This is a genomic window from Streptomyces sp. NPDC060035 (genome assembly GCF_042736635.1).
In the GTDB taxonomy this organism is placed as follows: domain Bacteria; phylum Actinomycetota; class Actinomycetes; order Streptomycetales; family Streptomycetaceae; genus Streptomyces.
The window spans coordinates 324,173-336,308 of sequence record NZ_JBHWVO010000001.1; the positions used below are offsets into that span (position 1 = coordinate 324,173).

Sequence of the window (12,136 nt, forward strand, 5' to 3'; positions counted from 1 at the left end):
ACTGCCGTTGCAACACGGTCAGCCGGTTGCCGCCAGCAGTTCCCGAGCCAGTCTCCTCGCCGCCAGATCCGGGTGCGGTGTTCCGTCGCACAGGAACCCGGAGACGACGCGGCGCGGGGAGGAGGCGATGTGCTCGACCGCGGGGCGGGCAGCCGCCGGAAGCAGGCGCATCGCCGTCAGCGCGCGCAGCGCGCCGAGGTACGGCTCGTGCAGATCACCATGGCGCGCCAGCTGGTCCGCGATCACCGGGGCCGTGTCGTGCGTGCGGCCCGTGACACGCCAGATCGCTGCGGCCGCGTCCGCCCGGCTCTCTCGGCTCGGCGCGGCGAGCCGCTCCTCCAGCAGGGGCAACAACGCAGCCGCAGGCGGGCCGAGTTCACCTGCCACGTCGACGGCCGCCGTACGTCGCGCCACGGAGTCCGGGAGTGCCCGCACCGCGCTCACAGCAAGTTCGGCCTCACCCGTGAGCCGGGCCAGTGCCGTCGCTGCAGTCAGATTCCCGGCCTCTGCCTGTACGCGCAGGGCCCGCACCGCCGCCGGGCCGGCCGCCCGGCCCAAAGCTGCCAGCACCCCGGCCGAAGCGGGCAGAAGGCGGACCAGAGCGTCCACGCATCCGGCTGCGAGCGCGGGGAAGTACAGCAGTACGTCCAGCCATTCGGCACGCGGCCGGGCCGCGACCCGCCGGGCCACCGGCTCCGCCGCCGCGCCGAACACCTCCGCCACCACCGGCACGATCGTTCCGGGAGCGGTGAGCGGGGTGAGCTGGAGCGAGGCCGCCTCCTCCGGCAACTCGTCCATCAGGCGCAGGACGAGATCGAGCGCGTCAGGCACGCGCAGGCGCACCGCGGCATGGGTCGCCGCCACCCGTATCGAAGGGTCCTCGGATCTGAGGTGGGGCGCCAGCCACGGCGCCGGCGCACCGCCCTCCAGCGCGGCACCCACCCGCGCCACCCGGCACAGGTCCTCCGCGTCCGCGGCTGCCGGCGCGAGCCACGGCAGGACGTCCCTCTCGCGGTCGCGCCACGTCTCGGTGAGATCCCAGGCGAGCGGCAGCCCGCGCTCCACGGCGCGCAACGCCGCGTCCGGGTCGTCCATCAGCCGGTCCGTGAGTGGCCGGTAGGAGACGGGCCACAGGTGTGACGCGTCGTCGGTGGACTCCGTCCCCCGGGCGTCGAGTGCCGACTCCACCAGCGCGACAGGCAGTGGCAGCGGGGCTGTGCGCAGCAGATCCGTCGCCGCCGCCCCGCGCACGAGCGGCTCCGGCGCGGACAGCAGTGCCAGGTTGCGTGCCCTCCTGATGTCCGGTGAGACGTCGAGCAGGCCGAGCGCCGTGACGAGATCTGCCCGTACCTCGGCGTCGGTCTCCGTCTCCAACCGGGCCCGCAGCAGCGGGATCAGCGGCAGGGAGGCTTCTTCGCAGGCGGTGACGATCCACACCATCGCGCGCCGTACGTCCGGCTCCTCGTCCGCCGCCAGGCCCAACAGGTCCGGGAGTGCCGCGGCCACGGCCCGGCGCACCTGCCGGTATTCAGGGCCGGCCCCGTTGGCCGCGCCGTGCAGCAGCCACAGCAGCGCCAGTCGGTCACCGGGCCCGTCCAGGGCGAGCCGGGAGATGAACGGCACGGCTGCGGCTGTCGCCGAATAGACCGACCCCTGATGGCAGAGCGACGAGAACAACTCGTCCAACGCCTCGTCCCGAACCCTCGCGTCCTGCGAACCGGCTGCCCGCAGCAGACCGGGCACATCGTCCGCCGGTCCGTACGCGTGTTCCAACGCCGCCCAGTCGGTGTCGTCGATCCCCTCCAGCATGCGCGCAACCCTATGGGGGGAGCGATCGGCCTCGGCAGCGGCCCCATCCGGCCGGCCCGCTCCTTGCGCAGACCTCCTGCGGAACGGCCTTCCGGCCGGCTCCGGCGGCGGGCATGGGCGAGCCGAACTCCAAGGGTCCCGATGCCGCACGGCACAGAAGGACCGGCGAGGCCCTCGACCAGCTGCGTCGGGACGCGGCGGGCCTCGACTTGATAGGCAAGTGAAGGATTGCCTATCCTGGGGTCGTGGCCGACGACCTCTTCAAAGCCTTGGCCGACCCCACCCGCCGCACCATCCTCGACGAGCTCACAGAGAAGTCCGGACAGACACTGTTCGAGATCTGCTCGCGACTGAGCATGAAGCATCAGCTCGGCATATCGCGCCAGGCCGTCTCCCAGCACCTCGCCGTGCTGGAGGCCGCCGGGCTCGTCGAGACCAGGCGCGAGGGTCGCTACAAGTTCCACGACCTGAACACGGCCCCGCTGCGGCAGATCGCCGAGCGATGGCCCGTGCCCGACACATCCGGACCACAGGAGAGCACCCCATGAAGATCCATCTGACCAGCGTCTTCGTCGACGACCAGGCCAAGGCCCTGCACTTCTACACCGAGATCCTCGGCTTCGTGAAGAAGCACGACGTCCCGGTGGGCGAGAAGGACCGGTGGCTGACCGTCGTCTCGCCCGACGAGCCCGGGGGCACCGAACTCCTCCTGGAGCCCGCCGGCCACCCGGCCGTCAAGACCTACCGCGACACGCTGACCGAGGACGGCATCCCGCTTGCCCAGTTCGCCGTCGACGACGTGAACGCGGAGTACGAGCGCCTGCGCGGCCTCGGCGTCCACTTCACCCAGGAGCCCTTGGAAATGGGCCCTGTCACCACCGCCGTCTTCGACGACACCTGCGGCAACCTGATCCAGATCGCGACACAGCCGTAGCAGGCCCGGCAGCGCCAGAAATGGCGGAAGGAATCGGGAGCCGTAAACGAATACGCGTCCGCTGTCTGCTGTCCGGTCAACGGCCGCTGCCGGCGCATTCGTCGCTGTTCCCACCCCTGCGGCACTGATGCCCCGTGGAGCCTCGATCGTTCGCAGGAGGGGCGCCGGGATCCTGCGGGGCGCACGGCACTCCGGCCGCCGTCGGGCACCGCGGCAGCGGCGCCGGATGGGCCCGCTCGTACTCGGTCGTCCCCACGGCGATCGTGGCCATCAGCACGACAGCTCCGATCAGCAACTGGAACGACCCCGCGAACGGATGCCCAAAGCGCAGGAACAGCCCGGCGACCACGAGGACCGCCAGTGTGAACCCGCCGAGCCAGAGAACCGGCACCCAGTCCATCGGGGGTGGCCCGGCATGCCCCGACGGTCCCGCCTTCTCACTCGTCGACTGGGCCCAGCCTCGCATTCCCAACGACAGGGCAGCCAGGAAGGCAACGGAGATCTCGACGAGCAAGGCCAGCAGAGTCAGGCACCCGCCCTCGAACCCGTCGCCTGCCCGGCCCGGGGAACTCGACGGATGGTGCGCAACCCCCGGCAGGATCGGGGTGCCGGAACCCGGCTCCGTGGTCATGGACGCACCTTCGTACGGAACCGCTCGCTCCACGCCACCGCCGACCGATCCGAGACCGAGTCGTTGTGGGCCCTTGTCCGGCCGGCACCGAGGGGTGGTCGGCCGCGAAATTGACCCATGGTTTCAGCGATTGATTGCACCTGTTGCCATGTCATTCAGCTGCCTAGTGTGGAGATCACGAGGTTGGGGCGAACGCCCGGGACCCGGTCACCAAGCAGGGAGTGCCTGATGAACACCGCCGCGCTGAAGCCGGTACTGACTCGTTCCGCAACCGCCGAAACCACCAGCGACCCGAGCAGCGTGATGACCCTGCTCGCCGATTACGGAACCGACGGGAGCTCGCTCACCAGCTACCGCTCGTCCTTCACCAAGGGCGCGGTCGGTGCCCCCGCCCACTTCCACACGAAGGCCTCGGAGCTGTTCTTCGTCCTGGACGGGTCACTTCAGGTGCTCGTCGACGACACGGTCCAGGTCCTGGACAAGGGGGACTTCCTCCTCGTTCCACCCCACACCCCGCACGCCTTCGCCGCGGCCCCCGGCGCCGAGGCCGACGTCCTGTTCGTCTTCACCCCTGGGATGCCCCGCTTCGACTACCTTCGCCTTCTTGGCCGGGTCATGCGCGGGGAGGCCGGCTTCCAGGAGATCAAGGACTCTTCCGAGCAGTACGACAACCATTACGTCGACAGCCCCGCCTGGGACGCAGCCCTCAAGGCCACCAACTGACGTGCAAAAGCGGGACTGTCACCACAGCCGGGGTCAATGATTGCGGGCATGACCATCTCAAGCAGAAGAGCTGAAGTGTTCGTCGGCGGCGTACCCGACCGCCGGTTCAGTGGTCCTGCGACCGGCGACGAACGCCGCATGCTCCTCGGCTTCCTCGGAGATCATCGCGCGACTCTGGAGCTGAAATGCGCCGGCCTGGGAGCTGAACTGTCCCGGCGGTCCGTGGAGCCGTCCACCCTCTCCTTGCTCGGCCTGGTCCGACACCTCGCCGATGTGGAGCGCCGCTGGTTCCGGCGGGTGCTGGCCGGGCAGGACGCTCCGCCCCTCTTCTCCTCGGAGGACGACCCCGACCGGGACTTCGACGGCGCGGTGTCCGACCCGGCGGCAGTCGCGGCGGCGTGGGAGGCCTGGCGGGCCGAGGCGGCGTTCGCCGAGAGCTTTGCCAGGCAGGCGCCGCACCTCGACATCATGGGCGACGACGCGTGGCGGGGAACCGTGTCGCTGCGCTGGGTGCTCATCCACATGATTGAGGAGTACGCCCGGCACAACGGACACGCCGACCTCCTCCGCGAACGGATCGACGGCGCCAGGGGTTTGTGAGCCGAGCACGGGCCGGTGGCCCGCCCCGAAGCTCGCGGCTCGACTGCCGAGCTCCGAGCGCCGGGACCGGTCGGTTCACTCGTTCGTGGGTACGAATCAGGGGCCGGGCCCGACGCTTGAGCTTCGGGATCCGGGGGTCGGGATGCGAGCCCCGGGATTCGAGCGCTCTTGGTCAACCGGTAGGGGAAATAAAGGGATTGGGGAAAACCCCCCACCCTCCCTAACCCGTCACGGCCAGCAAGTATGACTAATCGTGACCGACTTGCGGCGCGGCGTCACGGCTGCTTACGGTGCCCTCAACGAAACGACCCCGACGCGGTGTTAGCGCACCGGCCGGGGTCTCACCCCAAGATCGTTAGGACCCGATCTCGTGGCTATCCAGAACCTTAGCCCTGCCCTGCGCGCACCCGCATCCTCGCGCCCGTACCCGAAGGCGCGCCGCGGCTACGGCAAGCGTTCCGCACCGGACCAACACCAGCACCGCGCCGACGACTTCGCACTGCTGCCGGAACGCGAGCGGCACATCGCCGGTTATATCGACCATCTCCCCGACGGCGCCGCGATGGACATCAAGTCGCTGGCCAAGCACTTGCCCCTGTACGGGCAGATGGCCGTCTCCAGCGCCCTGAAGGCCCTCGGGGTGGCCGGTCACCTGCGGCGCGTACGCTGCCTGGCCGGCGAAGGCGACCAGGTCCGCTGGGTCTCCCGCACCTTCTGGTCCCGCACAGCCCGCGACAACGAGTGGTGGGACGCCTTCCTGGCCGCCACGGACACCTGCCCCAACTCGCAGTCGACGCCGGCTCCCCCGGTGTCCGCCGGCGAACCGCAGCCCCGGGCGGCCGCCGCACCCAAACCCGCAGTGCAACCCACCCCGGCCGCTCCCGTGCCGGCCGTGCCCCAGCAACGCACCTCGGAACCGCCCGCGGCCGATCCCTCCCCCGCGTACCTCGCCCTGGCTCAACTCGGTTGCACGGATCCCCGCTTGGCCCTATCCGCCGCCGACTGCACCGTCGTGGAGAGCCTGGCCGCCGAATGGTTCGCACGCGGCGTGGACGCCGACTACCTCATCCAGGCCCTCACGGCCGGGCTCCCAGCCCAGGTCGGCTCCCCTATCGGCCTCGTACGCCGCCGCCTCACCGACAAGCTCCCGCCGCAACTCCCCAGCGCCGCTGCCCCGGCCGCAACCGGCAGCCCTGTACGCCGCCTGCTGGTCGAATGCGCCGAATGCGGCCGCCCCGGACCGCCCGAAGCGCTCCCCGACGGCCTGTGCCGCCCCTGCCACACGCCCTCAACGAACACTGCCCCGGCGGTCCCAGCGGGCCCACCCGCCGAACGTGACGTCAATGCCCTGGTCGGCCACCTCCGCGACCTGACGAGGCTGCCCTGAGGACTATGTTGCGGACGATCTGAGCAAGTCGCGATGGGCCCGAAGCCAAACAGGTGTTGTGCGGCGGCGGACTGCCCGTGCCCGCCGATCGCGGCTGCGGCGGGCGATAACGCGAGCGGGCCCCGCAAGGGGGCGGCCGGCACACGCCGAAGCCATCCCGCATCGAGAACGCAACCCTCGGACGCCCACACTTCTCGCGGTGCCCCTGCCCGGTCGGTAACCGGGAAGTTCGGCCTCGTCACTTGCTGATCGTTCCGACCAACCTCTGACTCCGGTCACTGGCTGTGCTGGTCGATCCAGGCCCGCGCCGTCGCGAGGTCGGCCTTCGTGGGTGCGGGGCGCACCTGGTCCGGGTAGCGGAACAGGTAGTGCCCACGAGCCGTATCGAGACCGATCGCGCGAGCCGACGCGGACAACGAGGCATCGTCCGCGACCTGCTGGGCACGCCTCCACCAGTCCCAGCTGCGCGCGTTCACGCTGTAGTGCCACAGCGGCTGTGCCGGGTCGGCCACGCCGATCAGCACCCGGTGGAGCACGTATGCGCTCAGGCCCGACTCGCACAGCAGTCGATCGGCGACCTGCAGCGGGGGCACACCGTCGAGCCGCGCGCGCATCAGCACCCAGGTCATCAGGTGCCCCGTGTCGTGGGCGCCCGAGGCGATGAACTCCCACAACTCCACGGCCTTGGACTCGTCCGGTGCGCCGAGGTGGGTGAGCAGCCTCAGGTCGTTCTTCCAGAGCGGCTTGGGTTTCGTCCACCAGGCCAGCAGCTCGGCAGCGACCGGATGGCCGAGATCGAGCGCCATGCACGTCCACGTGACCATCGGGTGGCGCCATTCGGTGTAGGTCGTCCTGTACTGCTTGGTGAGGACCTTCTTCCATCGCGGCAGGAGCGCGTCCACCTCGGCGTCGGTAGCCGCTCCGTGGGCGTAGAGCAGTTCGAGGCAGAACCCGAGCCCTTGCAACTCGGTCCTGGGTTCGGCCACCTGGGCCCGCAGCCAGCCGATGTCGACATCGGTCGGCATACGGTAGCGATGCCAGACGTCACGCAACGCGCCCTCGTAGGCGGTCAGGTCGGGGCCGGTCCCGGCCAGGAGTTCGGCGCGGGCGGCCTCGAACCGGTCGGCGGCCGCCAGCGCGTCCGTCGCGCTGGTCCCGGTGAGCTCGGCGTACGCCGGTCCGAGCCGAGTGGCCTCCTCCCGCAGTGCCGCGACGCGCTCACGCGCGGTGTCTGCGGCCACCACGCGGAGCCGGCGCGGAAGCCGCTCGTCGGTGCTGAACCGGACCGCCGCCAGCGCGGCACAGGACAGGTCGGCCGGGTAGGCCGCCCCCGAGCCCCGCAGCCACGCAGCCGTGACCGCTCGGCTCAGCGCGGAGAACAGCGCGCGCACCGACGCGTCCGGCGCATCATGATCGGTCATCTCCGCGGCGAGCGAACCTGCGGCAGACACCCAGTCGGGCTCGCGGATCGCCTGGTGCAACGTCAGCCAGGCAGGAATCGCTGCGCGCTCACCGGCGAGCGCCAGAGCGCGTACGACGGTCAGACCGCGCTCGGAGGGCACCTCGCCGAGGATGCCGGCCGCCTTGGGCCCGACGGCGGCGACCGTCTCCCAGACCTGCTCGTGGTCATGGCGCAGCAGCGCATGGAGCAGCGCCGACCAGCCGGCCCACTTGGTGAGCCGCCCGGCGTAGCCCTCCCGCCAGGCCGGCAGCAGCCGCACCGCCTCGTCGTACGTGAGCGCGTCCCGGCGCTCGAGGGATGTGACGAACCGGCCTGCTGCGGTCAGGTCCATCGGGGCGCGCAGTCGGTCATGGAGCCAGCCGGCCTCGCTCCCGGCCAGCGGCCGGTAGGTGTAAGGCAGCCGCCTGCGGCCGACCGGGGTGTCGATCTCCTCGAGGAACTGGCGGATCCCGGCCGGGTCCTCGGGACCTGGCATCCCTGTACTGTCCCGTTGAGTGACCCGGTCGAGGCGGAAGGCACCCTGCGGCCCGCCGTCGATCACCTGATATCCCGTCGGTCCGCCCCCCAGTCGGGCGGCAACGACCGCGTGGTCACCACCCCAGTGCAGCATCAACTCGCCGATGAGGGCACCGGAACGGTCGAAAGCCTGCTGGGACTGCCAGTGCCAGTAGACGAAGGAGGTGCCGGCGCCGAGTCCCCGCGTCCCGAACAGCTCAGCGGCGTCCTCGTGACCGTCGCTCTGCGTGTAGCGGCTCCGGGTCGGCGGCGGAAGCGCCACGAAACCCTCACCCCCGAGGGCTCGCCACCAGGCCCTGACGTCGTCGAGATCCGAACGACCCTTCGACGGCTTCCTGCCGGGTGCGACGGGGTGATCACCGGGCACGAAATGCTCCCTCGGTCAGAGATTCTCTTGGTGGTGCCTGTCCGCTTCGCGGTCCGGGCGCTGAGCTTGGCTTCCTTGGGCGCCGACGCCCCTTTCAGTCCTCGCTCGCTAGCTCTGGAACCAGTGGGTGTCGAAGTAACGGGCGGTGGAGAAGGGGTGGCGGCGGTCGGTGAGCATCCGGTAGATGAACTCGGCAGCCGTGCCGTCGAACCGTACCCAGGAGTCGGGGATGTCCTCCGTGATGAGGACGGGCCACTTGTCAGGGTCGGAGCCTTCGGTGAGCCAGAAGAACTGGTCGGCCTGCTCCGTGGCGGCCCACTGCAGCAGCCCGCCGGGGGTGGGGTAGAGCTCGTACGGCTCCCACAGTCCGCTGCGACGCGTCCGCTGCCACTCCGCCAGCCAGTCGGCATGCCGGACGAGATCTCCGCTCCGGGCCGCGGCGCCGGGTATCTGAAGCTGGAGGTAGCCGTCGAAGGCACCTTCTCCGAAGATCTCGACCAGTTGCTTGTAGTCGCCGGGCAGCGCCGTTCCGAGCAGCCCCTCGACCCCTCCCCAGTCGACCGTGCGCGTCCGGGGCGTGTCCCATCCTGTGACAGCGACGATTCCCTCCACCCAGGAGGTCCCGTCGGACATGCCGGCGGCCATGACCTCCCGTTCGGCAACGAGCACCACGAGTCGTGCGCTGTCCTCGAAACGGGCGGTGCCGCAGCCGATCCACCGCCCGCCCTGGGCCCAGGCCCGCATTTCGAGGACCCGGTCGCCGAACGGGGCCAGGAGCGCCAGCCCTGTCCGCGACGTGACGGTCGGATCGGCGTACCCGCCCGTGGCGAGGTTGCGCGGCTCCCCGTACCTGCCGCTGAGCATTTCCTGGAGTTCCCGGAGTCCCGTCACGTCCGACGGCGCCAGACACACGTGTCCTGCCGGGTGGTCGGCTTCACCGCACAGCAGATCACCTGCCTGAGGCCGGACCAGATCGTGGACAGCTGCCAGAAGTTCTTCCTGGGTACTCATGGGAGGCATTGAAGCGGATGTGACTGACATCGGCGCCGGCGGGCTGCAGGACAGATACTCCTGGCCGCGCCCGGGCCACCCGGGCAACCGCATTCGGCATCGCCGTTGATGCCAGGGAAGGTTCGGCGCCGCGCCGCCCGTCGAGATCACGTACGACGACTTCACGACGAACGTCGCTGAGAAGCGACTACTGCGTTCCGCCGTCGATCGCGTCCTTCGCCTGCCGGGGGCGCCGCGCAGCGTACGCAGCCGTCTGCTGCACCAGCGGACCCGGCTGGGCGGCGTCACCCTCTGGTCCGCGGACAACGGCTGGCGGACTGGCGCCCCAGCCGCCTCAACTCCCGCTACCACCACGCCTTGCATCTGGCCCGGGCCGTCCTGACGGGATCCTCGGCCGAGCACAGCGCGGGCGCGCTGCACATCGAAGGATTCCTCCTCGACATGACCAAGGTCTTCGAGGACTTCGTCTGTGTCGCCCTGCGCGAAGCGCTTCCTCCGTACGGTGGGTACGGATCCCTGCAAGCTCAGGGTGTGCACCTGGACGAGGCCTCTGCGATCCGGATGCTGCCCGACTTCGTCCGGTACGGCGACCGGGGCGCACCCCTGGCCGTCGCTGGGGCTGACATAACCTGGGCCGGCATCGAGCCGTTGGCTCCCGGCCAGTACGTACCGGAGACCGAGGGCAGGTCCACGAACGCTTTCCGGGCCGGTGCGACGTACCACCTGGATCCGAAGATCATCTGAGCTGTCGGTAAGCCCTCAGGCACAAGTCAGCCACAGAAGTGCCATACGATACGCACACCTGTTCGTAAGTTCTCCGTTTGAGGATGCACACGTCATGTCTTTCGGTGCCACGTCCCGTTCCCTTCGCGGTATTTCTGCTGTCGTCGCCCTTCTCGCGGTCGGTGCGACGGGATGCTCCGATGCCATCGACAGCGCCAAGGACGGCGCGAAGAAGGTTGCTCGCCAGCGGTCGGTCTTTTCGCTCAGCCCGGGCGACTGCTACAACCCGAACAGCAAGGCGACCGAGACCGAGGCATTCGCGATCGAGGTCGTGCCGTGCAAGGAGCCGCACGAGGGCCAGGTCGTCGGCGAGTTCACGATCGACGACGAGAAGGCCTTCCCGGGTGACGACGCGGTCGCCGTGATCGCCGACGAACGATGCCCGGTCGAGGCGCAGAAGTTCACCCCGGACAACTGGGCGCTGCCCCAAGGGGTCGACGTCTTCTACTACCACCCCACCAAGGAGAGCTGGGCGACGGGCGATCGCGCCGTGAGCTGTGCCTACACCAAGGATTCGGGCAAGCTTTCCGGCTCGCTGAAGAGCGCCCCCCTGAACGCCGACCAGCTCGCCTACCTCAAGGGTTCGAACGCCGTCTACGACGCCCTGTGGATGAACCAGCCCGAGGGGGACGAGATCGAGGACGACCTCCCCGGATACAAGACGCAGGCCAAGGCGGTTGCCGCCGCTCTCGACGCTCACGTCGAGGCTCTGCGGGACATCGAGCAGCCGGAGACCGGCAAGCTTCGCGCGCAGTTGGAGAAGGCCGTCGGGCAATGGAAGAAGGCCGCGTCGGCCGGCGACACCGATACCTTCTACCTCGCCTACGATGCGGCCTTCACCGGCATCGACCCGAACAAGACGGTTGCCGCCCGCAAGGAGCTGAACCTCGCCACGACCGTCCCGGCCGACGAGGCCGACGTCTGGGCAGGCTGACCTCCTGCCTCGCAACAAAGGTGACCGGCCCAGGTGCATCGTCGGCACCAGGGCCGGTCCGCGCCTCAGCTCGTAGCGCACGTGCGCAGTGGACGATGCTTACGGGCTCCGCTCACTCCGGTGCTCAGGCGGACGCCCACTGGCCGCTCATGCCGCTCTCACCGCACGACGGCTGTACGGAGCCGGGACATACGCGGCCGCGCATGGGTCCCGGCAGCAGGACTCACTCACGCTCAGCCTTCGGCAACGGTCAGTAGTCGAGGCTCGGGTACCAGTCGTCGCGGCCCTGCGGGGTCAGGTCGAGGATGTGCCACACGGGGGCCAGGAGGTCGATGCCCCGCTGGTCGATATCGTCGGCCATGCGTGGGTGGGTGGAGTAGAAATGGCGGACCGTGCCGTCGCCGTCGCGGGTGAACACGGAGACGGTGGAGTCCTGTTCGCCTTCCTTGTCCTCGCTGCCCAGGTCGTACTTGAACGTGCTGTCGCCGCAGCTCAGGAGCTGGAGCCGGTGCCAGCCGCGGTTGCGGGCGTGCTGCCGCAGGGCGGGCGGGTCGGCGGCTGCGGCAATCACGAAGTCGGCGTTACGGGCGATGTGTGGGGCAATGCCGTTGAAGCCGTCGATCCACAGGGTGCACATGGGGCAGGGCTCGGTCTGCAGCTTTCCGTACATGAGGTGGTAGACGATCAGCGGGCGGCCGGGGGCGGTGAACAGCTCGCTCAGGGCGACCTCACGGACCGGTGTGTCGCCGTCGTCGAGGTCGGCGGGGCCTTCGATGAAGACGTAGTCGTCGACGGGCGGCCCCTGCGGCAGCGCCCGCCGCTGGGCGGCGACCCTCTCGCCGTGGCGCATGAGGTCGATCTCGGCAAGGCGCAGGTCTTCGCGGGCGGCGAGGTAGTCCGCTGATTCCCCGGCCGGCCTGGCGTACCGCGACATCGCGTCCTCCTGGGGTAGCCATCCTCTCGGCGGCCCGGACCAGCT

The 12,136-nt window shown here is 69.9% G+C and carries 12 protein-coding genes; 7 read left to right on the forward strand and 5 right to left on the reverse strand.

The genetic code is table 11. From position 1 onward, the window contains the following. Positions 1-18: 18 nt before the first annotated feature. Positions 19-1,809 carry a hypothetical protein gene (locus ACFWBQ_RS01470; protein WP_385482719.1) on the reverse strand — a complete coding sequence of 597 codons (1,791 nt, stop codon included), beginning with the start codon at positions 1,807-1,809 and terminating at the stop codon, positions 19-21. A 245-nt stretch (positions 1,810-2,054) separates the two neighbouring features. On the opposite strand from ACFWBQ_RS01470, the gene ACFWBQ_RS01475 reads away from it, so the two are divergent. Together ACFWBQ_RS01475 and ACFWBQ_RS01480 are read left to right on the forward strand one after the other, a co-directional pair. Beyond that, the gene (locus tag ACFWBQ_RS01475; protein ID WP_385482721.1) at positions 2,055-2,357 is read left to right on the forward strand and encodes an ArsR/SmtB family transcription factor; all 303 of its coding nucleotides are present in this window, start codon (positions 2,055-2,057) and stop codon (positions 2,355-2,357) included. Then, complete coding sequence (locus tag ACFWBQ_RS01480; RefSeq protein ID WP_385482722.1) at positions 2,354-2,743, forward strand: VOC family protein; 390 nt, start codon at positions 2,354-2,356, stop codon at positions 2,741-2,743. Before ACFWBQ_RS01475 ends, ACFWBQ_RS01480 begins: the two co-directional genes overlap by 4 nt. A 76-nt stretch (positions 2,744-2,819) precedes the next feature. Here the strand turns inward: ACFWBQ_RS01480 and ACFWBQ_RS01485 are convergent, their stop codons facing one another. Then, on the reverse strand, positions 2,820-3,374 hold the full coding sequence (locus ACFWBQ_RS01485) for a DUF6234 family protein (protein WP_385482724.1): 555 nt from the start codon (positions 3,372-3,374) through the stop codon (positions 2,820-2,822). Between the two features lie 228 nt (positions 3,375-3,602). Between ACFWBQ_RS01485 and ACFWBQ_RS01490 the strand changes: the two genes are divergently transcribed. The 3 genes from ACFWBQ_RS01490 (at position 3,603) to ACFWBQ_RS01500 (ending at position 6,084) form a co-directional block, all read left to right on the forward strand. Next, positions 3,603-4,097 (forward strand): cupin domain-containing protein, encoded by a 495-nt coding sequence (locus tag ACFWBQ_RS01490; protein WP_385482726.1) that lies wholly within the window; start codon positions 3,603-3,605, stop codon positions 4,095-4,097. A 48-nt stretch (positions 4,098-4,145) separates the two neighbouring features. Then, on the forward strand, positions 4,146-4,697 hold the full coding sequence (locus ACFWBQ_RS01495; protein ID WP_385482728.1) for a DinB family protein: 552 nt from the start codon (positions 4,146-4,148) through the stop codon (positions 4,695-4,697). A gap of 370 nt (positions 4,698-5,067) precedes the next feature. Next, the gene (locus tag ACFWBQ_RS01500; RefSeq protein WP_385482729.1) at positions 5,068-6,084 is read left to right on the forward strand and encodes a MarR family transcriptional regulator; all 1,017 of its coding nucleotides are present in this window, start codon (positions 5,068-5,070) and stop codon (positions 6,082-6,084) included. A 275-nt stretch (positions 6,085-6,359) separates the two neighbouring features. On the opposite strand, the gene ACFWBQ_RS01505 is transcribed toward ACFWBQ_RS01500, so the two are convergent. Both ACFWBQ_RS01505 and ACFWBQ_RS01510 read right to left on the reverse strand, forming a co-directional pair. Further along, complete coding sequence (locus tag ACFWBQ_RS01505) at positions 6,360-8,429, reverse strand: hypothetical protein (protein ID WP_385482731.1); 2,070 nt, start codon at positions 8,427-8,429, stop codon at positions 6,360-6,362. A 108-nt stretch (positions 8,430-8,537) separates the two neighbouring features. After that, entirely contained in the window at positions 8,538-9,440 is a 903-nt protein-coding gene (locus ACFWBQ_RS01510; protein WP_385482733.1) for a hypothetical protein, read from the reverse strand. 357 nt (positions 9,441-9,797) lie between these two features. Between ACFWBQ_RS01510 and ACFWBQ_RS01515 the strand changes: the two genes are divergently transcribed. Beyond that, positions 9,798-10,184, forward strand: a complete 387-nt coding sequence (locus tag ACFWBQ_RS01515; protein WP_385482734.1) for a hypothetical protein — start codon at positions 9,798-9,800, stop codon at positions 10,182-10,184. A 94-nt stretch (positions 10,185-10,278) separates the two neighbouring features. Continuing rightward, positions 10,279-11,157, forward strand: a complete 879-nt coding sequence (locus tag ACFWBQ_RS01520) for a septum formation family protein (protein ID WP_385482736.1) — start codon at positions 10,279-10,281, stop codon at positions 11,155-11,157. A 250-nt stretch (positions 11,158-11,407) separates the two neighbouring features. Here ACFWBQ_RS01520 and ACFWBQ_RS01525 read toward each other — a convergent pair whose 3' ends face one another. Beyond that, entirely contained in the window at positions 11,408-12,091 is a 684-nt protein-coding gene (locus ACFWBQ_RS01525; RefSeq protein WP_385482738.1) for a DUF899 family protein, read from the reverse strand. Positions 12,092-12,136 lie beyond the last annotated feature (45 nt).